This is a genomic window from Lysobacter sp. A421 (genome assembly GCF_054052145.1).
Genome location: NZ_JBSVRL010000002.1, coordinates 517,629 through 539,917, shown reverse-complemented (window position 1 = coordinate 539,917; position 22,289 = coordinate 517,629). Strand labels below are relative to the sequence as shown.

Genomic DNA, 22,289 nt, shown 5'->3' with positions numbered 1-22,289 from the left:
TCATTCCGCCCGAAGCCACCCCGGCCACCGCCGATGGCTCGTTTGACTGGTCGACGGCCGTAGCAGCCGCTACGCTATCGGGCGGCGTGGCCTCCGTCGGGCCCGCCAACCCCCATTTTCATCCTGCCTGGCCACGACGGCCGGCAATTGCGGAGTGTGATTATCGATGTCTGCCCTGATCTGCGGCTCGCTGGCCTACGACACCATCATGGTGTTCCCCGATCAGTTCAAGAACCACATCCTGCCGGACAAGGTGCACATCCTGAACGTCTCGTTCCTGGTGCCGCGGATGCGCCGCGAGTTCGGTGGTTGCGCCGGCAACATCGCCTACAACCTCAAGCTGCTCGGTGGCGACCCGATCCCGATGGCCACCGTCGGCCAGGATTTCGGGCCCTATCGCGGCTGGTTCGAGCAGCAGCAGATCCGGCTTGACCAGGTCAAGGTGATCGACGAGCTGTTCACCCCGCAGGCGTTCATCACCACCGATCTGGACAACAACCAGATCACCGCATTCCACCCCGGCGCGATGATGCGCTCGCACGAGAACCACGTGCGCGACGTGGCCGGCGTGACCATCGGCATCGTCAGTCCCGATGGCTACGACGGCATGATCCAGAACGCGCGGGAATTCGCCGAGGGCGGCATTCCCTTCATCTTCGATCCCGGCCAGGCGATGCCGCTGTTCAATGGCGAGGAGTTGCGCAACTTCATCGAGCTGGCCGACTACGTCACCGTCAACGACTACGAATCCAACCTGCTGCAGGAGCGCACCGGATGGAGCGAGCAGCAGATCGCCGGCAAGGTGAAGGCCTACATCGCCACCCGTGGGCCGAAGGGCGCGGTGATCCACGCCGACGGCGCCAGCATGGATATCCCACCCGCGCATGAGCGCCGCATCACCGACCCGACCGGCTGTGGCGACGCGTTCCGCGCCGGGCTGATCTTCGGTATCGAGAAGGGTTATGACTGGGAGACCATCGGCCGGATCGGCAACCTGATGGGCGCACTCAAGGTCGAGCACCCCGGCACCCAGAACCAGCGCTTCGACGCGGCCGGATTCGCCGGGCAGTTCCGCCAGCAATTTGGCTACGCGTTCTGATCGATTACGTTCTGATCGAGCACGCTCTGATCGAGCACGTTCTGATCGAGCGCGTGCCGGTCAGTTCCAGTCCGGCAGCCGGGCCGGATCCAGGCCGCCGACTTCGAACACGGCAGTCCGCGTCCCGCCGGCCTTGACCGGGAACTCGATCGAGATCACTTCGGCGGTTTTCGCCAGCTTCCACAGTGCGGCCTCGTCCTCGATGAACATCGCAATCGCGTCATCGGTGTCGGGCCGGCTGGCGGCCATGCGTCGCGGTTCGTCATCATCGACCGTGACCGTGACCCGGCAACCCCCGTAGCAATCGAAATCACCCGCCTCCAGCACCATATAGCTGCTGTCGCCCCACTCGGGGTGATCGCGGAAGATCAGTCGCACCGGCCGTGCCGTCGCCCCATCGGTCTCGACGTTGTCCTTGGCATAGATCGCCGCTGACAGTTGCTGCTTGGCGCCGACCAGTTGGCTCTGGTATGCCCACAGCGCCTCGGTGCGTCGTGCCTCGCGTGCCGCATGCGCCTTCTCCGCCGCCTCGGCATGCTGGGCCTTGATCCGCGCCGCCGCCGCGCTATCGGGATACTCGGCAAACAGCACGTCGCCATGGGCCTTGGCCAGATCCCAATTGCCGGCGACGAACTGCTCGTCGAACTGCGCCGCCATGGCTTCGGCCTGCTGCTCTGCCGCGGCGGCTTGCTGGGCGCGCACGGCTTCCGGATCAGGCGCGGGCTGGCACGCCGACAGCGCGATGGTCGCTGCCAGCAACAACGCCGATGTGATCTTGCTCATTGCGCGACTCCTTGGTGTTCATTGGGACCAGATTGCCGTAAGCCGCCGCCACCTGGCCAGTGGTCCGGACGGCCCAGACAACACGACCGCCTCGGAGGCGGTCGTGTTGTTCTTGATGGACTATGCCGCGCGCATCAATCGACCGGCGTCTCCACCGTGTCATCGCCCTTGGCTTCGGCAATCACCGCATCCACCGAGCCGGTGGTGATCGGGTGGTAGCCCGGCCGCGCCTCGGCCAGAATCTGTTCAGCCATCGCCAGGCCTTCGGGCGTTTTCACCAGCGCCGCGTAGGTCGGCATGATCAGCTTGCGGCGGCCGACCCGGGCCAGGAACTCGGCAATCGCCTCATTGGCTTCCGGATAGCCGCTACGCACGGTCAACGGATACCAGCGCATCGCGATCTCGCCGTTGGCGGTGCCGGTGAACTCGTAGGCCTCGTCCAGCGCCACCAGTTGCTCGTGGTCCAGCGTTTCCGGCAGGCCCTCGATGAAGTGCAGCCATTCCTGGGTGCTCCACTTTGCGGTCGCGTCGGTGGCCGGCAGCTCGCCGCTGTCCAGCCAGGCCTTGCGTGCCTCGTCCACGGCGTCGAACTGCGGTGACTCGGTCACCGGCGCCGACTCGGGAATGCCCTGACCGTAGATCCACTCGTCCAGCTCGGCCTCGGTGACCTTGCCGGGGTGCTTGGCCAGCAGGTTGTCCTTGGCGTACTGGATGAAGGTGGTGGTCGGGATCGACTGGAACGCGAAGTGGTCGAAGTACCCGCGCAGGAACGGATCGAAATCCTCGCGGCCGAAGCGGTGCTCCAGGAACATCATGAACCACGCGCCCTTGTCGTACGCCACGGCGGTCAGCGTATCGCCGGCCTTGACGTGCACGTCGGGACGGATCGCCAGCGACTGCGCCTGCGGTTCCATGTGGCCGATGGTCTTGCGCAACTCGTTCTGCGCGATCGCCGCTTCCATGTTGGCGAAGTCCTTGCCGTACAACGACTCGATGATGCGGTTCTCGACGTAACTGGTGATGCCCTCGTTCATCCACTGGTCTTTCGGGCTGGAGAAGGTGACCAGGTTGCCCGCCCAGCTGTGGGCCAGCTCATGCGCGATCAGCGACACCAGCGACTTGTCGCCGACGATCACGGTCGGGGTGGCGAAGGTCAGGCGCGGGTTCTCCATGCCGCCATACGGGAATGACGGCGGCAGCACGAGGATGTCGTAGCGGCCCCAGCGGTACGGGCCATACAGCGCCTCGGTCGCCTCGATCATCTTCTCGGTATCGGCGAACTCGGCCGAGGCCTTGTCGACCATTGCCGGCTCGGCCCACACGCCGCTGCGCTCGGAGATCGGCTTGAACACCAGGTCACCTGCGGCGATCGCGAGCAGGTAGGACGGGATCGCTTGCGGCATCGCGAACGTGTAGTCGCCGTCACGCTCGGCGTCGGGATCGTTGTCGGCGCTCATCAGCACCATCACGTCCTCCGGGCTGGTCACGTGCGCGGTATAGGTGAAGCGCACCCGCGGGGTGTCCTGCAGCGGCACCCAGGAGCGCGCGTGGATCTGCTGCGACTGGCTGAACATGAACGGCTGCTCGCCGCCCTCGGTCATCGCCGGGGTCAGCCACTGCAGGCCCGAAGCCTGCGGCGCGGTGTGATAGGTGACGCGGATGCGCTCGCTGCGATCCGGGGCCTGGATGGTCAACTTGCTGCCCAGGCGCTTGTCGGCGTCGGCCAGCTCGAACTTCAGGTCGACCCATTTGTCGTCACTGCGCTCGCCGACCACTTTCTCGATGGTCAGGTCGCGGGTATCGAGCACCAGCTCGGTCGCGTCCGGATCCACCCAGTCCAACTGATAGGTCGCGCTGCCACTGATCTGCTTGTCGTTGAAGTCGACATCCAGGGCCAGCGCGAGGTCCTTGATCCGGACCTTGTCAGGCTCGGCATAGGACAGCGAGTCGTACTCGGCACCCGGCGCGGTCACCGCGTCGGCATCGGGTTGGGCGGCGGTATCGGCGCCCGGCGCGGCGTCGCGCGAGCAACCAGCCATTACCACGGCGGCAGCAAAACACAGGGTCAGGATCGAGGAACGCATTGGCGGGCCCACGGTTACAAATAAGTCCCCGAGTGTAGCGTCGACCGATAGCCGGTGCGAAGTGCCGGTTTGGCTAGACCTTGTAGCCGGTATGCACCGCGACGATGCCCGCCGACAGGTTGCGGTAGTCGCATCGCGCAAAACCGGCTGCGGCCATCATCGCCTTCAACTCGTCCTGCGGCGGGTGCTTGCGGATGCTCTCGGCCAGGTACCGGTAACTGTCCGCATCGTTGGCAAACAACTTGCCCAGCCGCGGCAATACCTTGAACGAGTGGAAGTCGTAGATCGGCTTGAACCAGTCGAACTTCACTTCAGAGAACTCCAGCACCCGCGCCTGCCCGCCGACCTTCAGCACCCGGTGCATCTCGGCCAGCGCCGCATCCTTGTTGGTGACGTTGCGCAGGCCGAACGCGATCGTGACCAGATCGAAACTGGCATCGGGAAACGGCAGCTTCTCGGCGTTCATCTGCACGTATTCGAAACCGGCGACCTTGCCCTTGTCGGTCATGCGGTCGCGGCCGACGCGCAGCATCTCGCCGTTGATGTCGCCCAGCACGATCGAACCGGCATCGCCGACGCGATCCTTCAACAGCAACGCGATATCGCCGGTGCCGCCGGCCAGGTCAAGCACCCGGTCGCCACGGCGAACCTGCGCGGTGGCAACGAAGTAGCGCTTCCAGACCCGGTGGATACCCATCGACATCAGGTCGTTCATCAGGTCGTAGTTGCCGGCGACCGAGGAAAACACCTCCCCGACCAGCTTCTGCTTGTCCCCGGTGGGGACGTCGCGGAAACCAAAGTGGGTGGTGCCGGGAGCGCTGTCTGGCGGCGTTGCGGAGCCTGGGTCGTGCCGGGTCGGATCGTTCATGCGCCGATTATCGCACCGCCCACCGGCAGTGTCGCCGGCCACCCAATACCGGCGCCACGACGCCCTCACCCCTGCACGGACGCGCACTCACTTCAGCCGACCGTCCTCGACATCCGGCGCCACCACGACGACGATCAACCCGTCCACTCCTTACGGCCCATCCGAATGATCGCCACCCCCGACTACCACGCCCTGCTCGCCACCGCCGTCGCCGAAGCCCGCCAGGGACTGGCCGAAGGCGGCATCCCGATCGGCGCCGCGCTGTACCACGCCGACGGCCGCCTGCTCGGCTGCGGCCACAACCGCCGCGTCCAGGAAAACGACCCCTCGATCCACGGCGAGACCGACGCCTTCCGCAAGGCCGGCCGCCAGCGCAGCTACCGCGACACCATCATGGTCACCACCCTCGCCCCGTGCTGGTACTGCAGCGGCCTGGTGCGGCAATTCAACATTGGCACCGTGGTAGTCGGCGAATCGGAGACGTTCAGCGGCGGCATCGACTGGCTGCGCGAAGCCGGCGTCAAGGTCATCGACCTCGCCGACCGGGAATGCATCGAGATGATGCAGGGGTATATCGCGGAAAATCCGGAGGTGTGGAACGAGGATATTGGGGAGGGGTGATTGTTGAATGGCTGCTTCCGACCAGAAAAGGGCCTTGGAGAACGGCGAGATGAGCGCATGGCCTCTCCAGCCGTGTTGAATCACAGGCATTGGGTAGTGATCTGTGGCGAGGCAGCTATTCAGGCGCACGGGAAGCGATTCGGATGTTGGCACAAGGCTGACGGCGCTATATAGGGAACCCTAAAGCGTCGGGCGGTCTCGAAGCAGCGAATCGTTGCTGGTTCTGCGCGTTATGTAATCGAGCACGCCGAGCCACGGTCTCGACGCCGCGGGGTCCGACCAACCCCTCGAGTTGCGTGCGGCCGACCTCGGTCAGCGCAATCGCCGCACCCTCGCCATACAGGCAGTCACCGTGCGTTTGCCCATCCGGACCACCGTCTCTCCAGCAATACGCAGTCGCCACCAACTGCCCATTGGCATCGAACCATCGCGATGTACCGTCCGTTACAGCCTGCCACCCTAATCGATTGGCTAGGCCCGGATCGAGCGTCAGCTCAAAGCGCGGCAGTGACGCAAGGCCTGGCCGAGTAACAGCACGGACCGGAAAACCAGAGTGGGGCAGGCGCTCGAACAGCGACACCGGGTCCGCATCGGGAGGGAGCCTAGTCCCAAGAAGGCGCATTCGACTCCACTCGTAGGCCGTGAAACTGGATCGCCCCTGGAAGTAGGTCAGCTCCGCCAGGATGGTTTCGGTACCTCCTGCAGCAGTAATATCTTCCTCCACCTGAGCTAACCAAGGCTCTTCCTCCGCGGTGAAGCCGCGCGGCAGTGCTGGTCGGACCACAAAATTCGGCCTTCGATCGATAGCACTCCGCATCCACTCCAGAGAAATCGCGAAGTCGCCGAGCAGCGAATCGACTTCCTCGGTGTCAATTCGGCCGGCGCCGTCCAATTCACCGGCCACACGTCGCAACGCGCGCAATCCAACAACGAAATGTGGGGTGAAGTATTGCAGCTGCAAACCAAGGTTCTGAAGGGTTCCCCGGAGCTCAGCAGCGCCTGCCGAACCAAATGCCTGGACACCACCCCAGCCATCTATCAATTGCTGAACTCGATGGCGAATGTGATCCTCGGTTACCTCGGCGATTGACGCGATCTTCTCGATCAGGTCGGTGAAAGGTGCGCACCACGCCGCAGCGTCCGATACGAGAGGCGCACCGAAAGGTTGTTCGCGAAGCGTTTCAACGCGTTCGGTCACCTCTAGCGGAGGAAGAGCAAGTCCATAAAACGCCGGCACTGCGCTGCGTCTAACGCGGAGTTCCAACCTCCAATGCTCGGCTAGCTTACTCGCGAGAATGCGCACTCCGAAGTCGTCATGATTTGCCAGGTCGCCAATTCGCGAGGCAAATTCTTCCTGAAGCCTAGGGCTGTCTGTAGACCGAAGCAGTTGAAGCCCTTTGATGATCGAATCGCCAGAACCGCTCAGCAAAGAATTGATCAGGATCCCAAAGGCGGCCGGGTCAGAAGCCGAGAGAGATAGCGCCCCGCGCCCCGCTTGCCACTGAAGTTCCGAAACGGGCAGCGAGATGACCTTATGAAAAAGCTTGGCGATCAGTGCCGCATCCGACAATCCATCTTCATGATCGACATCCCGGCCTAGAGCGTAATCACGAGTGTGTGGCAGCTGGTCTTGTACTGACGCCCACATGGCAGACCAATTTGGAGCAGGCTCGAGAAGTGGCCAGATGTCATCGAGGTCCCAAAGTAGCGAGTTGGTCGCCTCGTCTCCGGCGGCCAGGCTCGAGGCCAGATTTGCATAAGCCAACTCGTAGACGCTCTCCCCCTCTAATTGCAGACGGGCATGGAAGTAGCGTTGTCGTCCGCCACCCATCATCCACGACCAACTGAAACTGCGGTCGGCATCGGGCTGGTATTCATTCGTCAAACGAATGGCGACCTCTCGCTGCCCTTCCGCCAAGGCTCGGTCGACGAGAGCGAATCTGGCTCGATTGTCCTCCTGAACCTTTGGATGGCGATCAAATACTTCCAGTGCAAGGTTGAAATCTGAGCCAGGCACCAGTCGTCGAAACGCCGATCCGGCTTCGAAGCTGACGGCGCCCGAAGCTGCATCAGCGTCCACCTTATCCGCCAGTCCCCGCATGTCTAGCGCGTCGTCGTATGGCATGGGGGAGTTGCCGTCACTTCTGGGCAACGGCGTGTCGCCGGCAGTACGGACTCTCGCGGCTTCGACGATGGTCAGGTCTGCGCCGCGCAGGGAAAGCGCGGACTTCAACGAATCAACGAGCGTCGGCCGAACATCAACCTGAGCGTGAACCGCGATACTGTCGAGCAGCAATCTCCCGGTATCGTCCAGAATCTTAGGGCCCGCGGTCTGAATTGCCTCGTGAATGAAGTTGCCCTCCTCGGATGCCCGGTAGAAGGCAGCCCGGTGGAATGGCATGCAAAGCGAAAGCCATGTCTCAACGCACGGAATGACGAGCCGTGGATCGCGCCGGATCATGCCCGTCATCAACGCGTCCACGATTTCAGGCATTTCGATCAGATCTGCGCCGAGCAACGCGTCGGCGACACTCGAGCCGAGTTGCGCGCTGTCCATGGCAGCCTCGAGAATCAGGCCATGCGCGATCCGGCCCGCCGCATCGCGTCCCTCCGTCGAGGCCATGCCAATCGCCTGTCGCGCAAGCACGCGGACTCGCTCAGAGCGTCGACCTGGGTCCGCCTGGTTGGCCTTCCCCAGTAAACTCATCCAGAACGCGTACTGCGGGTCTTTTTTTGCACGCAGCGCATATCCCAAGGTATGCGCTCGCTGCTCCGCCAGAAGGGCTTGGCCGCGTGCCTGACGGCCTACGCATGCAAAGGCCTCGGCGAGACGCGCGGTGCTCTCCAAGAATTGACCGGGCGTCCCTTGGTCGCGGCGCTCGAGCAAACCATCCAGTCGCCGCTCCGCGTCATCCGCGTTCTGGCCCAGATTCGCGACGGCCTTAGCGATCATCATCTCGAGAGAGAAAGTTCGATCCCGGACCATCGGGCGATCCTCGAGAATCCGGTCTACTGCTTCTATGGCTCGCGCGAATTCGTCGCGGTTGATACGTGCTGCAGTCTTCAGAAGTGAGTTCAGTACTTCGGGTGCCGCCCTGTCCAGTTGGCCGATCACGAAATACTCGCCACCCCCGCCCGGAACTGTGCGACAAACGTAGCGCATGAAAGCTGCACATTCCTGCGCAACTTCACCAGCCTGCATGCCTTGCGGATCGCGCCTGCTTCGGGCGGCCAGGATGCCCGCGTGCTCCGCAAATTGCTGAAGCGGAACGAGCTGAGGCTTGCTCGATGGGGAAGATGTGGGTACAGCCTCATTGAGTAGGGTTACCAGTTCCGCATGCTCAATGACCGCCCGGGGGATGTCCCTGGAAAGTCCATAGTCTGTTGAGTCGTCCATTTCGGCGATGGCTGGAACCGCCAACCCGGCCGCCAAGGATTGCGCACTCCCCACGGCACCGCTGCGCGCAGCCATTAGTGACACGCCGCGTCTCAATCCGCGAGGTAACTCGGCCAACTCAGCAGCATCTGTTGCGACGTCATCAATCTCGGCAATCGCAGAAGTCGCACGCTCTTGCGCGCACCTGACCGCTAGCAGCCGCATAGTCGGGCGAACAGATGGATCCAACTCATAGGCTTCGATCACCACGTCAATATCCGCCGAGGGATCTACGGTGACCGTTGCAAGCGCTGCCTCCCAACGGATCGACCAGCCCAAGTCGTCTGGACCATTGAACTGATCGCGTTCGCGCCGAACCATCTCAACAATTCGGTTGATACCAGCCATGATCTCGCTGGGGCTGCGAAAATCGACAGCCCGTGCAGCCCACCTCTGCAGCTCAGGCTGCCGGTTCATCGGACTGCTCATCGAAGAATCCGAGCCTAGATCGTGCAATGGCTCGATGCGCTCGAACAACGTCCTTGCGCGCTCAATGTTTCCTTGGTCCTGCCAAGCATCCACGACATCGTAGCCGTCGCCCCCGGTCTCGTCTAAGAGCTCTTCTGCCTCATCGACCTGACCCAACGCGATTAGGGCTTTGATGGTCTCGTGGTCGTCTTCGAACGCAAAAGCCCTCCGAGAGATTTCGTCGGACGCAAGAATCAGGTTGAAGGCAGCCGTTGCGTCCCTTACGTCCTTGAGGGAACTGAAGGCCAACCTGATATCGTCTCGAATGTCGGACGCCGACCGACCAGCCAGATACTGCTCGCGAAAGAATGCGGGGGTCGCAGCCGCGAGCACTTCCGCGTGTTCGCCTACCCTCATCAGATAGCGCAATCTCAGGAAGCGTTGCGGCGAATCAGGACCCGCTCGCTCGACAACCTCGACAAGCCGACGGTAGAGGCGCGAAGAAGATCCGGTATCCGGCTCGCCGAACCTGAATCGAGGGACGCGAGCGACATACAACCGAAAGCTGTTATGGAAAATCGACCAGTCACCTTGAGAACGCTTCAGAAGGTGGCGCGCGGCGCGCCATACCCTTTCAAGCGCCGCCCGTGAGTAGAGGTGCTCGAGGAGGCTCAAGTCCAGCGGCGCCTCGGAAAGTGCAACGAGACCCAAGATGTCCATGACCTCATCATCGTCAGTGAGCCCGCGCAGAGCAGACGCGTAGTACGCTTCGATATCCCCCGCATACTCGAACCCATCCCTCAGGATGGAGTTTCTGGCTTGCTCGCTTTCCGCCGAAAGCAAAGCCTGAATCAGGTAGTGCGTGGCGAGCGGATGACCGTGGGCGAGCTCGCGAAGGCGCGATCTCGGCATCGACTCCGGCAATCCCATGGCGTCTGCCATTGACGAAATCGCGGCCTGCGAAAGCTGGGCCATGTCCACGCGTCTTGCCGCCGTATCGGCCTGGTCCCGGACCGCAGGCAGGATCCCGGGAAGATCTAGACGCTGGGTGCCGAGCAGAAAGATGACCCCCTGCGGAACCGAGGCTGGCAGCGGGAGTTCGGAAAGAAACGATCGCTCAGGACGCTCTTCGCGCGGGACGTGATCCAGGCCGTCTACCACGACGAGGGTTCGAACACCCGTCTCCTGAAATCGCTGACCGGCCGCCGCCAGCAGGGCTTCGAATTCCTCCCGACGGTCCTGCGGCGACTCTCGCCGAAACCGCACGCCCGGTAAGCCAGTCCGCCTCAATCCAACGATCAGATCCTCATGAAAGTCGGCCGCTTCGGCGCGTCCGATTCCTTGAGCAGCTCCGGGCACGAATGCGAGGTAGCGGACAACAGTCAGTTGCGGCTCGGATTCCAGCGCGATCTGGAGCAGAGTCGATTTTCCCGAACCCGGGGGACCGACGAGCGACAGGTAGCCCGAGGGGCTTGCGGCCAGCGCTTGTCTCAATTGGATTTCCGAGGCCGGATTGCGCTGCACGGCAATGCCGATCGGGAACTGATGGCGATGACGCGTCTCAGTGTCGCGCCAGCCTATCTCCCTGAGGAATTCCTCCCGCGTCCATCGGTCCTGCTCGGGAACGCGTGCGACCAGCTTCGGCAATCGTTGCGCGATCAAGTCTACCTGTGGTCGCGACTGGGCCGTAATGCCGTAGCGCGTTGCAAAGTCTGCCTGATTGCCGTGAATCAGCTCCAATCGGCGAAAGAATTCTTCGAATTCGGGCTCTGCAAGACTGGATGCCGTCCAGAGGTGTTCGACAATCGGCCACCATGGCGAGGTCCGCCACTCGGCCATGCTCCAAGACGGATTCAACTGCCAGTGCGAGACAAACTGCCGCGTTGATCCAGCCCCACCTCCTACGTCGTCATTGTCCGCTGCCACATCTGACACCACCACCCTGATGCGAACGTTCTGTCCCGGGCAACTGCCTCTGAGTTCGTCCCATGCGACCACCAAACCGGGGAGCAGTCCGCTCGCACCCGTAAGTAGGGTGCGGATGCGAAAGGTTCGAGGGTCTCGTGAGGTCTTGAACTGATGACCCACAACGTCACCGTCATACCCCAACACAACGTCATCAGCGATTCCCGCACAACGATCTGCAAGGCCAACCCAGCGTAGGTCTCCGCGGTCCAGTCCGTGATAGATGGCGGCGGCCGCGGCGTCGTACTGCCGCGTATAGCCACGCTGTGCGCGTCTTTCGCCTTCCCCCGGCGGTGTCGGCGAACGTTGGGGCCCCGGATAAGCGCCGGGCAGGTCAGGGTCCGTCGGGTTGAGCGTACTCATGGCCATGATAGTAATCGAGGTTCCGGGCCGCACTCGAGGCCTCGGTTGTGTGCCCGCATCTTGACCCCATCAACGGCTACCATTTGGGGATGCGAGAACAGAAGCCGTTTGCTTGCCTCCAGGCTGTGATTGACGACTCGGGTAGCGACAAGGGCGACCGGAGGTTGTTCATGGCCGGCTTTGTTTCTACCGCCGAGAACTGGGCATTGTTTTCCGACGCATGGGCGGCCGAGCTGCGGGCCGGGAAGCCCATTAGCTACTTTAAGATGCGTGAGGCAAACAGCAGGAATGGGGAGTTCGATGGTTGGACACACGCTGAGGTCAGCGAAAAGCTAGCTAGCCTGAAGGCGGTCATCGACTACTTTGAGCCCATGTCGTTTCATAATTCAATGAGTCGTTCGACTGATTGGGAAGCATTCAGGGCGATCGCTCCGCGCGGCTTAGGAAATGCACATTTTTCCTGCACTTTCGGCATTGTTTCCTCCGTATCCCGCTTCTTCGCTACCCAGATGCATCCGAACAAGATTGAGTTCATCTTCGACACTCAGGCAGAAATCGAAGATGAGGTTGATCTGTTTTTTGAGTACATGGCGGAGAGCATTCCCAACAAAGCACGCGCACTGATCGCGCGCAAACCGAGATACGAGGACGACAAAACATTCGCTCCGCTTCAAGCTGCTGACATGCTCGCCTGGCACCTCCGCAGAAGCCATGAGGATCACGGCTCTTGGATGAAAGAGTCTGACGATCTCACTCCCATTAGCAGTAGTGCTCACCTCGACTGCGGTGATCTCGACATGGTTCTCCCGAGTACTCACAAAGGAGTGGCAGAGCAGATGGACGGAGTAGATGGCCTGAAATCGAAAGGGGAGTGGCAGCGGATGAAGAAGGACGTGCGGAGATTGCAGGCGACGGGCTACGTACCGCCGGCGAACTCGTCTCGCGACGTTCACTTCCGCGCTTTTATGCGTTGGCAGCGAGCTCGTGCGTTCAAGAACTGGTTGCGCCGATTCTTTGGACGCTAGGTCGAGGTTTGGTCTTCTCCTCAAGCCGAGCCAAGCCCGTGACCGAACTTCGTCGAGCGTCCGCCTGGGGTCGGGAGCAGCCACTTAACCAACGTCGGCTCCCGGCAAGAAGCCGTCACCAGCCACGCGCGGTGTCCTCTCGCTCACGACATCGGTTCGGGTTCACGCAACTCGCCGATCTTCGGCGGCAGCGGGATGAACTCATCGTTGTCGAGGTCGGGCAGCTTCATGCGCCCGGCTTTCCAGTCCTCACGCGCCTGGTCGATACGCTCCTTCGACGAGGACACGAAATTCCAGTCGATGTAGCGCGGCCCCACCGGCTCGCCGCCCAGGGCCATGACCACGGCGTCGTCGAGGGCGGCAATGGTGACGGCCTTGCCGGGGGTGAGCACTGCCATGGCGCCGGGCTCGATCCGCTGGCCGTCCACTTCAACCTCGCCTCTGGCGACGTAGACCGCTCGCTCGGGATATTCGGCGGGCAGCGACACGCGCGAGCCCGCACGCAGCTGCCAGTGCACGTAAAACTGCGGTGAGTCGATCCGAACCGGCGACACCACGCCGGCAAGTTGGCCCGCGATCAGGCGCCCGACCACGCCCTCGCCGTCGAACACCGGCAGCGCGTCACTGGCGTAGTGCCAGAAGCCCGGGTCCATCTCCTCGCGTTCGTCCGGCAGCGCCACCCACGCCTGGATGCCATCGATCGGCCCGCCCTCGCGGCGCAGCCGCTCGAAGCGTTCGGAGTGGGTGATGCCGCTGCCGGCGGTCATCCAGTTGACCTCGCCCGGGCGCACCGCCTGCTCCGAGCCGACGCTGTCGCGGTGCATGATCTCGCCGTCGAACAGATAGGTGATGGTCGACAGGCCGATGTGCGGATGCGGGCGCACGTCGGCCTCGCGCGGCAGGCCCGGCGGCAGGTCCTTCGGGCCCATGCGGTCGAAGAAGATGTAGGGGCCGACCATGCGGCGTTTGGCGAACGGCAGTACGCGGCCGACCTCGAAGCTGCCGAGGTCGCGGCGGCGCTGCTGGATGACGAGTTCGATCATCGAAAGACTCCGGTCTGGGACCGCACGGGTCCACGATGGCCCAACTATCGCACCGACTGCACGCAGGCGGCCTCAGGCACCGCGCGGCAACACCGTCAGGACATGCGCGACGAACTCGTGGAACGCCTTGAGGTAGTTGCCCAGGAACTCCGCCGTCGACGCGTCGGCAATCTCGCCGGCATCGTTGATCATCCCGTCCCTGAACTGGATGTAGGCCTCGGGCGAGTTCATCTGCGGCGAGTTGAGGAAGCCAAGGATGCTGCGCAGATGTTGCTGGCCCACCGCGGTGCCGATCGCGCCTGGCGAGGTGCCGATCACACCCGACGGGATATTGGCAAAGGAGTTGGTGCCCCACGGCCGGCTGGCCCAGTCGATGGCGTTCTTGAGTCCGCCGGGGATGGAGCGGTTGTACTCCGGCGTCACGATCAGGATCGCGTCGGAGCCCTCGATCGCCTGCTTGAACTTGCGGCCGGGCTCGGGATAGTCGGCGTCGTAGTCGTAACTGTAGATCGGCAGATCCCTGTAGGAGATCTCCTCAAACCTGAGTTGCTCCGGCGCCAGCTTGATCAACGCGTTGGCGAGCTTCCGGTTGATCGACTCTGTGGCGATGCTGCCAATCAGGTATCCCACCTTGTAGGTTTTCATCATCTGCTCCCGGGTCAAAGGTCAACGTCGCGAGGATGACCCTGTGCGGTTAAGGGAGCATGAAACCGACAGGCAAGTCGTCAATCGGCATCGAGCGCATTCTGCAAGGCTTGCAGGCGCTGTAGTCGCTTCCTGCCGCGACCGCACCACCACCATGCAAACGTGGCGAAGCCCAGCGTGACCGGGGCGTTGACCAGCAACGACGCCATCGCCTGTCGCAGTGACATGCCGGAACCGCCGTCGTCGGCAGGGACCACTAAACCCTGCATCAACACGCCGAACAGCACGCACCAGAGCGCGACCGCCAGCCAGACGTTGACTCGCCAGTAGAGCCGCGAGGTCCGGATGCGGTCGCGCTCCAGCGCAAGCAACGCGCGCACGTTCAGGCCGCTGTCACGGACCTGGCGCCGACGAATCCACAGCGACCAGCCTTGGACACCGAGCACACATGCGATCACCACCAACGATCCGGTCGGCGAGAACAGCGGTCGTTCCACCAACAACGTCGCCCAGACACACATGCCGATTACAACGGTCGTCAGCAGCACTTCCGCGCCCATCATCCAGCGCAGGCGGCGCCCTCGCCGCACGACCTCCCGGCGCAGTCCCTCGACATCGATCTTCGCCGTCGCCTGCGCGCGCCAATCGGCAGCCAGGACGTTCCATCCGTCGCTCACCGGCGCGGTCACGCCGGATCCGTCGCGGCTGTCGGCACCGGTACTCATGCACTGTCTCCCAGCCACTCGGCCAGTTGTTTGCGGGCGCGACCGAGGCGCTGGGCCACGGTGTTTTCCTCCAGTCCAAGCGACTGGCCGATCTCACGTTGCGAGAAGCCCTCCAATGCCAACACGACGACCTGCCGCTGGCCCAGCGCAAGTCGTCGCACTGCGGCCAGCAAGGCGTCGCGGCGTTGCTGCACTTCAGTGTGTTGCTGGGGGTTGGCGGCGGGGTCGGGATGGTGTTCGTCGAGCTCGTTCTCGTTCAACCGGCAATACTTGCCCAGGTGATCCACCGCGCGGTTGTGCGCGACCCTGGCCGCGAACGTGCGCAGTGATGCTTCGCCGCGCCAGCGTGGCAGTGCCCGCCACAATGCCAGGCTGATTTCCTGCAGCAGGTCCTCACGGCGCGCGGGTTCGAACTCGTAGCTGGCGGCGATGCGCGACAGCATGGGACCGTGCTGACGGAGCACCTCGTCGATATCGGTCGCCGCCGGCGCGGAGTCAATCAAGTTGGGGACGGTCGAATACATCGCGATAGCTCGTGTAGCCGACCAACGTGGCAAAGGGCAGCAGGACCAGCAGCAACAGTGGTAGCCACAGAACTGCACCAATCAGCGCAGCCACCAGCAAGGTCAGCAGCGCCACCGGTCGCCAGTAACGCGCCACGCAGCGCAGACTTTCACCCAACGCCCGGCCGACCCCAATGCCATCGAGCAACACCCGCGGCATCAGGAACATCAGCAGCGCGGACGGGAGCGTTCCCGACGCAAAGATGCAACCGAGTTCAGCGCGGTCGAAGTGCAGGTTGGCGATGTCGCCCGCGGCCAGCGCGAGTGACTGATCGACGCCACCCAATGTTGCTGCGACCAGCAACTGGAAGGCGAACACTGCCGCCGACAGCAGCGCCACCCACAGCATCGGCGCCAACCGCGACAGCCACACCCCGCTTGCCGCCACGGGCGCAAAGTGTCCGCCCCGCGCCTTGTGATGTATCAACGCGAACACCCAGGCGCTGGCCAACGGCGTCAGCAGCTTGGACGCCACGATGCCGACGCCCGGCGCCAACTGGATCAGCCCTTCCACCGCAATGGGCAGCAACGACAGCAGGAACATCCGGACCGGCGCCCGACGGAACAGACGCCAGGCGTCGGCAAGCCAAGTCATCAGGATCCGAAATGCGGGGCGGGTGCGGGCAGCTGCGAACGGGACAGTGGCATCCATGTGGCGTTTCCGTTTGGGTCTGGATGGTTAGTCGCCCACCGCTCGGAAAACCTGACAGCTAAAGAATGTACCGACTCAAATCCGGATCCTGCACCAGCTCGCCCAGGTGCTCGTCAACATACGCACTATCGATGGTGACGGCCTGTCCATCGCGGTCGGGGGCTTCGTAGCTGAGGGTGTCGAGCAGGCGTTCGAGCACGGTGTGCAGGCGGCGGGCGCCGATGTTTTCCTGGCGGTCGTTGACGGTCGCGGCGATCTCGGCGATGCGCTCCACCGCATCGTCGGTGAACACGACGCTGACGCCTTCGGTCTTCATCAGCTCGACGTACTGGACGGTCAGCGCAGCCTTGGGTTCGGTCAGGATGCGGATGAAGTCGGCCTTGGTCAGCGCCGACAGTTCGACCCGGATCGGGAACCGGCCCTGCAGCTCGGGGATCAGGTCGGACGGCTTGGCCATGTGGAACGCGCCCGACGCGATGAACAAGATGTGGTCGGTCTTCACCGAGCCGTACTTGGTGCTGACCGTGGAGCCTTCCACCAGCGGCAGCAGGTCGCGCTGCACGCCTTCGCGGGAGACGTCACCGCCACCGACGTTCTCGCCGCGCTTGGCGACCTTGTCGATCTCGTCGATGAACACGATGCCGTGCTGCTCGCAGGCCTCGATCGCGGCCTCGCGGACTTCGTCCTCATTGACCAGCTTGCCGGCCTCTTCCTCGATCAGCTGCGGACGGGCGGCCTTGATGGTCAGGGTTTTCTTGTTGGTCTTGCCGCCCGACACCTGCGAAAACATCTGCCGCAGTTGCTGACCCATCTCCTCCATGCCCGGCGGGGCGAGGATGTCGACGCCGACATTCATCGCGGTCTCGATGTCGATCTCGCGCTCGTCCAATTCACCGGCACGCAGCTGGCGACGCAGCTTGATCCGGGTCTCCGATTCCTGCGCCGACGGTTCGGCGGCGGCGACCTGCGGATCGAAACCGATGCCACCACCCAGACCCTTGGTGCGCTTGGGCAGCAAGGCATCCAGGATGCGATCCTCGGCGCGTTCTTCGGCCTTGGTGCGGACCTTGTGCTTGGCCTGCTCGCGGTACAGCTTGACCGCGGTGTCGGCGAGGTCGCGGATGATCTGTTCGACGTCCTTGCCGACGTAACCGACCTCGGTGAAGCGGGTCGCCTCGACCTTCACGAACGGCGCGTTGGCGAGCGTCGCCAGCCGCCGCGCGATCTCGGTCTTGCCGACGCCGGTGGGGCCGATCATCAGGATGTTCTTGGGCATGACCTCGTTGCGCAGCTCCTCGTCGAGCTGGCTGCGGCGCCAGCGGTTGCGCAGCGCGATGGCAACCGCACGCTTGGCGTCCTGCTGACCGACGATGTGGGTGTCCAGCGCCTGCACGATCTCGCGCGGGGTCATGGTGGCGTTGGTATTGTCCAGTTTCATGCTCACAGTTCCTCCACCACGACGTTGCGGTTGGTGTAGATGCACACGCCGCCGGCGATGTTGATCGCCTCGACCGCGATTGTCCTGGCATCCATTTCGGTATGCGCCATCAACGCGCGCGCGGCCGACAACGCGTACATGCCACCGGAGCCGATGGCGACGATGCCGTCGTCCGGCTCGATGACGTCACCGGTGCCGCTGATGACCAGCGAGGCCTCCTTGTCGGCGACCGTCAGCAGCGCTTCGAGCTTGCCGAAGCGGCGTTCGGTGCGCCAATCCTTGGCCATCTCGACCGCGGCGCGGGTCAGCTGGCCGTGCTTTTCGAGTTTCGCCTCGAAGACTTCGAACAATGTGAACGCGTCGGCAGCGGCGCCGGCAAAACCGGCAATGACCTGGCCGTCGCGGCCGAGCCGTCGGACCTTGCGGGCGTTGGATTTCATCACCGTGTTGCCAAGCGTCACCTGGCCGTCGCCGGCAATCGCGACGCGGCCGTTGCGGCGCACCGAGATGATGGTGGTGGCGTGGAACACATTGGGGTTCTGGCTGGGGTCCATACAGGCCTCCGTGGGTGTCAACCAGAGGTGGGGATGGGTCCGGCGGGAGGCAAGGGTGAAGGCGACGAGAGCGGCGGTTCCGGTTGCGGTTGGCGCAATCACGGCTTTCGTTTTGCGCGGGGGTGGGCGGAATCGTAGACCTTGGCCAGGTGCTGGAAATCCAGGTGGGTGTAGATCTGGGTGGTGGCTATGTCGGCGTGGCCGAGCAGTTCCTGCACGCCACGCAGGTCCCCGGATGACTCCAGGATGTGGCTGGCGAAGCTGTGCCGCAGCATGTGCGGGTGGACACGCTTGAACACACCCTGGCGCTGGGCCAGTTGCCGCAGCCGGTATTGCACCGCGCGCGGGGTGATCGGGCCATTGCGTCCGGGAAACACCGGGCTGTCGCTGCCGGCGCCGGTGGAGCCGTGCCATTCGGCCAGCGCCGCACGGGCGTAGGAGCCCAACGGCACGCTGCGCTGCTTGCTGCCCTTGCCCAGCACGGTGACCAGTCCGTCGTCCAGGTCGAGGTCACGCCAGCGCAACGCGCACAACTCGCTCAGACGCAGGCCGGACGAATAGAACAACTCCAGCATGGCCCGGTCGCGCAGTCCCAGCGGCACATCGGTCGGCACTTCGACCAGAACTTTTACCTCGTCGGCATCGAGCACTTCGGGCAGCTTCCGTGGGGCCTTCGGTGCGCGGATTGCGGCGGCGGGGTTGGCCTCGACACGGCCATGCTTGAGCAACCAGGCATAGAAGCTCCGACACGCCGACAAGCGACGCTGCAGGCTTTTGGGCGACAGCCCACGGCGATGCTCGGCGGCGATGAAGCCGCGCAACGGCTCGGTGCGCACATCCAACACCGCCAGCCCCTGCGCGTCCGCCCATTGCGTCAATGCGGTCAAGTCGCGTCGGTAGGCATCCAGGGTGTGCGGCGACATCCGCCGTTCAACCGCCAGATGGGACAGGAAGTCGTCGATTGGAGAGGTTATGGGCATGGAGCGAACGTCACTGGATCCCCGCCTTCGCGGGGATGACGGTGGGTGGTGGGCGGCGGGCGAATGGAAGGGTTATGACCACGGCGCGAACGTCCATGGATCCCCGCCTTCGCGGGGATGACGGTTGGGAGCGGGGATGACGGTGGGTAGAGGAATGGCGGTGGGTAGAGGAATGACAGTGGGTAGAGGAATGACGGTGGGCGACGGAGGGGGCAGCGCTACGGAGCGAACGTCACTGGGTCCCCGCTTTCGCGGGGATGACGGGAGGGGTGGAGGGGATGACGGTGGACGGTGGGCAGCCACCCCGTCAATGAAGCAGCGACGCGGCGTCCTGTCGGGGGTTTGCGGAAAGCAGGCCAGGGATGGCCTGCGGCGGCGAGTCAGGCCATGGATGGCCTGACCGAGCCGAGTAGCAAACCCCCGGCAGGGCGCCGCCCCTACCGGAGCCGAGAGACCGCTTTTGCGGCCGCTCTTGCAAGCGCGGATGCGGGCGCAATTACTCTCCCGATCGCAGCCATTGTCCCCGTCCCCGTCCCCGTTGCGGTTGCGGTTGCGGTTGCGGGCAGGGTCGCCGTCACCGGCGTGGTTGACGTTGTAGTGACTACCGCGCATACCTCGCCAGCGCCGTTTCCAGCGCCTCGCCCATCATTCGCAGGAACAAGGTACCCATCCCCGGGAAGAACCGGTTCGGGTCGCGGCTGCCCACGGCGACCAGCCCCAGGTTGGGCAGCGGCAGCAACGCGGTGGAATGCACCTGTTCGGCCTGCGCGCCGTACAACAACGCGTGTTTGTCCGGCTGCAGCCGCCCGCACAACGGCTCGCCGTCGTCCAGGCAATCGCGGAACGCCTGCAGACGGGCATCATCGCGCGGCACCACTTGCAGCCACTCGTCCTCGTCCAGCCCCTCAACGGGCTCGAACAACACCAGCCGCACCAGATCGCCGTTGAAGTCCTCGGCCAGGCTGGCGGCCATCGCGCGCACTGTGTCGGCGGCGCTGTCCTGGCGCATCAGCGCCAACGCCAACTGGTGGGTCCGCACTGCCAGCCGCTCGTTCTCCTGCGCGTTGCCAAACAGCTCACGCAGCCGCTTGGACAACTCCCGGTTCTTGTCGCGCAGCACCTCCAGCTGGTAACTGGCCAACGATGCGGCGGAGCCTTCCTCGCGCGGCACCACCAAGGTCAGCGACAAGTCGGGAAACTGCTGCAGGAAGGTGGGATGACGACGCAGCCAAGCGGCAACATCGTGGGCACCCAGTTTCTCGGTGGTCTCGCTCATGCGGTCCATTCTCCTTCAAATACGAATTTTGCCGGGCCGGCCAGCAGCATCGGCGCGTCATCTTCCGGCCATGCAACGCGCAACTCGCCACCGGGCAGGACCACCCGGACGTCACGGTCGACCCGGCCCCGGCGGACCAGGATCGCCACCGCCGCACAGGCGCCGCTGCCACATGCCAGCGTCTCGCCGACGCCGCGCTCGTACACGCGCAGCCGGATATGGTCACGCGCGACCACCTGGACAAAGCCGACGTTGACCGACTCCGGGAAAGCGGCGCTTTGCTGCAGGTTGCGACCCATGGCCTCAAGCGGCGCGGCGTCGATCTGCTCGACCTCGATCAAGGCATGCGGGTTGCCCAGCGATACCGCGCCTACCTCGATGATCGAGCCGCGCACCGGCAGCACGTAAGCATCGCGCGCCGCGCTGAAGCCATGCAGCGGGATCCGGACCGGATCGAACTGCGGCACTCCCATTGCGACCCGGAAACCGCCGTCGTCCAATCGCTCGGCCACATGCGTGCCGGCCGGGCTGTCCATCGCGAAGTCGGCACCCGCCGACGCCGCGCCGTCACGCACCAGCCAGGCCGCGATGCAGCGCGCACCGTTACCGCATTGCTGCGACGTCGAGCCGTCGGCATTCCAGATCCGGTAGCTGGCCACCGAACCCGGTTCGCGGGCCGGCTCGACGGTCAGGACCTGGTCGCAGCCGACACCCGTGTGGCGGTCGGCCAGTGCGCGACACAACGACGGGCTGGGCGCAGAAACTTCACCACGCAGGTCCAACACGACGAAATCATTGCCGGCGCCGTGCATCTTGCTGAAACGCAAGGCCGGTGCCGCCACCGATGTCGCCGGCTCAGCCATTCCCGTCGTCATTGGCGTCATCGGCGGCGTCCACGTCGGCGGAAGGGGCGTCGGTTGATTCGGTGTCGGTGTCGGTGTCGGTATCGATGTCGGTCGAGGAATCGGGAACCGTGGCCGGGTCGATCGGCACCGGATCGACGGGCATGTCATCCACTGGCGAACCAACGTCCACCGGCGGGGTGTCGGTCTGCAGCGGGTCGGCATCGGTGTCCGCAGGCTCGGCCGGAACCGCATCGGGCATCACCAGCGGGCCCTTGTTGCCACAGCCGCTCAGCACCAACAGCGACACCGTCAGCGCGCCAGCAAGCCACATCATTTTTTGTGTGTTCATCGGCGCAGTGTAGCGGTGGGGGCCGTGGCTGCGAAGCTCATCGGATTGGCGGTTCAGGCCGCAACCACAACCAACCCGCCACCAGCGCCATGACCCCGGTGCCGGTGCCGGCCATCCACCACTGCGGCGCGGTCAGGAACATCACCACCGCACACACCGCCATCGACAGGCTCGCCCACCACTTCGCCCGGCGCGCGACGGTCCCGCCGCGTTGCCAGTCCACGATCATGGGCCCAAACAGGGCATGGGCCAGCAACCAGCGGTACAGGCGGGCAGACCCGCGGGCGGCCGCATAAGCCGACAGCAGCACAAACGGGACCGTGGGCAGACCGGGCACGACCACCCCGACCAGACCCAGGCCCAGGCTGAGGTAGGCGACCAGCCACCAGGCCCAACGCAGCCGGCTGGCTACCGGGGCGGAAGGGGCAAGCGGGAGTGCCGGGGCGGGCGGGTCCGGGATTGGCGCACGGTCAGGCATGGCCCATTGTCGGCGAATCGACGCCCCGGTGCCGATCCTCGACCCGGTCTTCTACCCCGGCCCTCGACCACGCTGGCGCAGCCACGCCA

19 protein-coding genes are annotated in these 22,289 nt (G+C 64.1%); 3 read left to right on the top strand and 16 right to left on the bottom strand.

Translation table 11 applies throughout. The features are described from left to right. Nucleotides 1–166 precede the first annotated feature (166 nt). A complete protein-coding gene (locus ACW7G6_RS07860; RefSeq protein WP_456997968.1) occupies nucleotides 167–1,099 on the top strand; it encodes a carbohydrate kinase family protein in 933 nt (310 codons plus the stop codon). A 60-nt stretch (nucleotides 1,100–1,159) separates the two neighbouring features. On the opposite strand, the gene ACW7G6_RS07855 is transcribed toward ACW7G6_RS07860, so the two are convergent. The 3 genes from ACW7G6_RS07855 to ubiE all read right to left on the bottom strand — a co-directional run bounded on the left by ACW7G6_RS07855 (nucleotide 1,160) and on the right by ubiE (nucleotide 4,834). Continuing rightward, nucleotides 1,160–1,882: a hypothetical protein gene (locus tag ACW7G6_RS07855; protein WP_456978150.1), complete on the bottom strand. Its 723-nt coding sequence runs from the start codon at nucleotides 1,880–1,882 to the stop codon at nucleotides 1,160–1,162. Nucleotides 1,883–2,016: 134 nt separating this feature from the next. After that, a complete protein-coding gene (locus tag ACW7G6_RS07850) occupies nucleotides 2,017–3,966 on the bottom strand; it encodes a M1 family metallopeptidase (protein WP_456997967.1) in 1,950 nt (649 codons plus the stop codon). Between the two features lie 73 nt (nucleotides 3,967–4,039). After that, nucleotides 4,040–4,834, bottom strand: coding sequence for a bifunctional demethylmenaquinone methyltransferase/2-methoxy-6-polyprenyl-1,4-benzoquinol methylase UbiE (gene ubiE / locus ACW7G6_RS07845; protein ID WP_456978148.1), 795 nt, complete (start codon nucleotides 4,832–4,834; stop codon nucleotides 4,040–4,042). 165 nt (nucleotides 4,835–4,999) lie between these two features. Here ubiE and ACW7G6_RS07840 point away from each other — a divergent pair, with 165 nt between their 5' ends. Next, the gene (locus ACW7G6_RS07840; protein WP_456997966.1) at nucleotides 5,000–5,455 is read left to right on the top strand and encodes a nucleoside deaminase; all 456 of its coding nucleotides are present in this window, start codon (nucleotides 5,000–5,002) and stop codon (nucleotides 5,453–5,455) included. Between the two features lie 166 nt (nucleotides 5,456–5,621). Here ACW7G6_RS07840 and ACW7G6_RS07835 read toward each other — a convergent pair whose 3' ends face one another. After that, the gene (locus ACW7G6_RS07835; RefSeq protein WP_456997965.1) at nucleotides 5,622–11,627 is read right to left on the bottom strand and encodes an AAA family ATPase; all 6,006 of its coding nucleotides are present in this window, start codon (nucleotides 11,625–11,627) and stop codon (nucleotides 5,622–5,624) included. A gap of 89 nt (nucleotides 11,628–11,716) precedes the next feature. Between ACW7G6_RS07835 and ACW7G6_RS07830 the strand changes: the two genes are divergently transcribed. After that, nucleotides 11,717–12,652 carry a DUF3800 domain-containing protein gene (locus ACW7G6_RS07830; protein ID WP_456997964.1) on the top strand — a complete coding sequence of 312 codons (936 nt, stop codon included), beginning with the start codon at nucleotides 11,717–11,719 and terminating at the stop codon, nucleotides 12,650–12,652. 143 nt (nucleotides 12,653–12,795) lie between these two features. On the opposite strand, the gene ACW7G6_RS07825 is transcribed toward ACW7G6_RS07830, so the two are convergent. From ACW7G6_RS07825 to ACW7G6_RS07770, 12 genes are all read right to left on the bottom strand, one after another. Continuing rightward, nucleotides 12,796–13,695 carry a pirin family protein gene (locus ACW7G6_RS07825; RefSeq protein WP_456997963.1) on the bottom strand — a complete coding sequence of 300 codons (900 nt, stop codon included), beginning with the start codon at nucleotides 13,693–13,695 and terminating at the stop codon, nucleotides 12,796–12,798. A 72-nt stretch (nucleotides 13,696–13,767) separates the two neighbouring features. Beyond that, entirely contained in the window at nucleotides 13,768–14,340 is a 573-nt protein-coding gene (locus tag ACW7G6_RS07820; protein ID WP_456978137.1) for an NADPH-dependent FMN reductase, read from the bottom strand. A gap of 80 nt (nucleotides 14,341–14,420) precedes the next feature. Beyond that, the gene (locus ACW7G6_RS07815) at nucleotides 14,421–15,065 is read right to left on the bottom strand and encodes a hypothetical protein (protein ID WP_456997962.1); all 645 of its coding nucleotides are present in this window, start codon (nucleotides 15,063–15,065) and stop codon (nucleotides 14,421–14,423) included. Continuing rightward, a complete protein-coding gene (locus ACW7G6_RS07810) occupies nucleotides 15,062–15,589 on the bottom strand; it encodes an RNA polymerase sigma factor (protein ID WP_456997961.1) in 528 nt (175 codons plus the stop codon). The genes ACW7G6_RS07815 and ACW7G6_RS07810 overlap by 4 nt, the downstream gene beginning before the upstream one ends. Further along, nucleotides 15,561–16,223, bottom strand: coding sequence for a hypothetical protein (locus tag ACW7G6_RS07805; protein WP_456997960.1), 663 nt, complete (start codon nucleotides 16,221–16,223; stop codon nucleotides 15,561–15,563). The genes ACW7G6_RS07810 and ACW7G6_RS07805 overlap by 29 nt, the downstream gene beginning before the upstream one ends. Before the next feature lie 115 nt (nucleotides 16,224–16,338). Next, nucleotides 16,339–17,718 (bottom strand): ATP-dependent protease ATPase subunit HslU, encoded by a 1,380-nt coding sequence (hslU, locus tag ACW7G6_RS07800; RefSeq protein ID WP_456978133.1) that lies wholly within the window; start codon nucleotides 17,716–17,718, stop codon nucleotides 16,339–16,341. Between the two features lie 2 nt (nucleotides 17,719–17,720). Next, nucleotides 17,721–18,272, bottom strand: coding sequence for an ATP-dependent protease subunit HslV (gene hslV, locus ACW7G6_RS07795; protein ID WP_456978132.1), 552 nt, complete (start codon nucleotides 18,270–18,272; stop codon nucleotides 17,721–17,723). A 98-nt stretch (nucleotides 18,273–18,370) separates the two neighbouring features. Beyond that, nucleotides 18,371–19,252: a tyrosine recombinase XerC gene (gene xerC / locus ACW7G6_RS07790; RefSeq protein ID WP_456978131.1), complete on the bottom strand. Its 882-nt coding sequence runs from the start codon at nucleotides 19,250–19,252 to the stop codon at nucleotides 18,371–18,373. A 601-nt stretch (nucleotides 19,253–19,853) separates the two neighbouring features. Continuing rightward, entirely contained in the window at nucleotides 19,854–20,528 is a 675-nt protein-coding gene (locus tag ACW7G6_RS07785) for a DUF484 family protein (protein WP_456997959.1), read from the bottom strand. Next, complete coding sequence (gene dapF / locus ACW7G6_RS07780; RefSeq protein WP_456997958.1) at nucleotides 20,525–21,391, bottom strand: diaminopimelate epimerase; 867 nt, start codon at nucleotides 21,389–21,391, stop codon at nucleotides 20,525–20,527. Before dapF ends, ACW7G6_RS07785 begins: the two co-directional genes overlap by 4 nt. Then, nucleotides 21,384–21,707 carry an LPS translocon maturation chaperone LptM gene (gene lptM, locus ACW7G6_RS07775; protein WP_456997957.1) on the bottom strand — a complete coding sequence of 108 codons (324 nt, stop codon included), beginning with the start codon at nucleotides 21,705–21,707 and terminating at the stop codon, nucleotides 21,384–21,386. Before lptM ends, dapF begins: the two co-directional genes overlap by 8 nt. Before the next feature lie 52 nt (nucleotides 21,708–21,759). Next, complete coding sequence (locus ACW7G6_RS07770) at nucleotides 21,760–22,200, bottom strand: YbaN family protein (protein ID WP_456997956.1); 441 nt, start codon at nucleotides 22,198–22,200, stop codon at nucleotides 21,760–21,762. Between the last annotated feature and the right edge of the window lie 89 nt (nucleotides 22,201–22,289).

Excerpts from the sequence above, each read along its gene's own strand:
- ACW7G6_RS07860 (WP_456997968.1), top strand. The coding sequence starts at position 167 with ATGTCTGCCCTGATCTGCGGCTCGCTGGCCTACGACACCATCATGGTG.
- ACW7G6_RS07855 (WP_456978150.1), bottom strand. The coding sequence starts at position 1,882 with ATGAGCAAGATCACATCGGCGTTGTTGCTGGCAGCGACCATCGCGCTG.
- ACW7G6_RS07850 (WP_456997967.1), bottom strand. The coding sequence starts at position 3,966 with ATGCGTTCCTCGATCCTGACCCTGTGTTTTGCTGCCGCCGTGGTAATG.
- ubiE (WP_456978148.1), bottom strand. The coding sequence starts at position 4,834 with ATGAACGATCCGACCCGGCACGACCCAGGCTCCGCAACGCCGCCAGAC.
- ACW7G6_RS07840 (WP_456997966.1), top strand. The coding sequence starts at position 5,000 with ATGATCGCCACCCCCGACTACCACGCCCTGCTCGCCACCGCCGTCGCC.
- ACW7G6_RS07835 (WP_456997965.1), bottom strand. The coding sequence starts at position 11,627 with ATGAGTACGCTCAACCCGACGGACCCTGACCTGCCCGGCGCTTATCCG.
- ACW7G6_RS07830 (WP_456997964.1), top strand. The coding sequence starts at position 11,717 with ATGCGAGAACAGAAGCCGTTTGCTTGCCTCCAGGCTGTGATTGACGAC.
- ACW7G6_RS07825 (WP_456997963.1), bottom strand. The coding sequence starts at position 13,695 with ATGATCGAACTCGTCATCCAGCAGCGCCGCCGCGACCTCGGCAGCTTC.
- ACW7G6_RS07820 (WP_456978137.1), bottom strand. The coding sequence starts at position 14,340 with ATGAAAACCTACAAGGTGGGATACCTGATTGGCAGCATCGCCACAGAG.
- ACW7G6_RS07815 (WP_456997962.1), bottom strand. The coding sequence starts at position 15,065 with ATGAGTACCGGTGCCGACAGCCGCGACGGATCCGGCGTGACCGCGCCG.
- ACW7G6_RS07810 (WP_456997961.1), bottom strand. The coding sequence starts at position 15,589 with ATGTATTCGACCGTCCCCAACTTGATTGACTCCGCGCCGGCGGCGACC.
- ACW7G6_RS07805 (WP_456997960.1), bottom strand. The coding sequence starts at position 16,223 with ATGACTTGGCTTGCCGACGCCTGGCGTCTGTTCCGTCGGGCGCCGGTC.
- hslU (WP_456978133.1), bottom strand. The coding sequence starts at position 17,718 with ATGAAACTGGACAATACCAACGCCACCATGACCCCGCGCGAGATCGTG.
- hslV (WP_456978132.1), bottom strand. The coding sequence starts at position 18,272 with ATGGACCCCAGCCAGAACCCCAATGTGTTCCACGCCACCACCATCATC.
- xerC (WP_456978131.1), bottom strand. The coding sequence starts at position 19,252 with ATGCCCATAACCTCTCCAATCGACGACTTCCTGTCCCATCTGGCGGTT.
- ACW7G6_RS07785 (WP_456997959.1), bottom strand. The coding sequence starts at position 20,528 with ATGAGCGAGACCACCGAGAAACTGGGTGCCCACGATGTTGCCGCTTGG.
- dapF (WP_456997958.1), bottom strand. The coding sequence starts at position 21,391 with ATGGCTGAGCCGGCGACATCGGTGGCGGCACCGGCCTTGCGTTTCAGC.
- lptM (WP_456997957.1), bottom strand. The coding sequence starts at position 21,707 with ATGATGTGGCTTGCTGGCGCGCTGACGGTGTCGCTGTTGGTGCTGAGC.
- ACW7G6_RS07770 (WP_456997956.1), bottom strand. The coding sequence starts at position 22,200 with ATGCCTGACCGTGCGCCAATCCCGGACCCGCCCGCCCCGGCACTCCCG.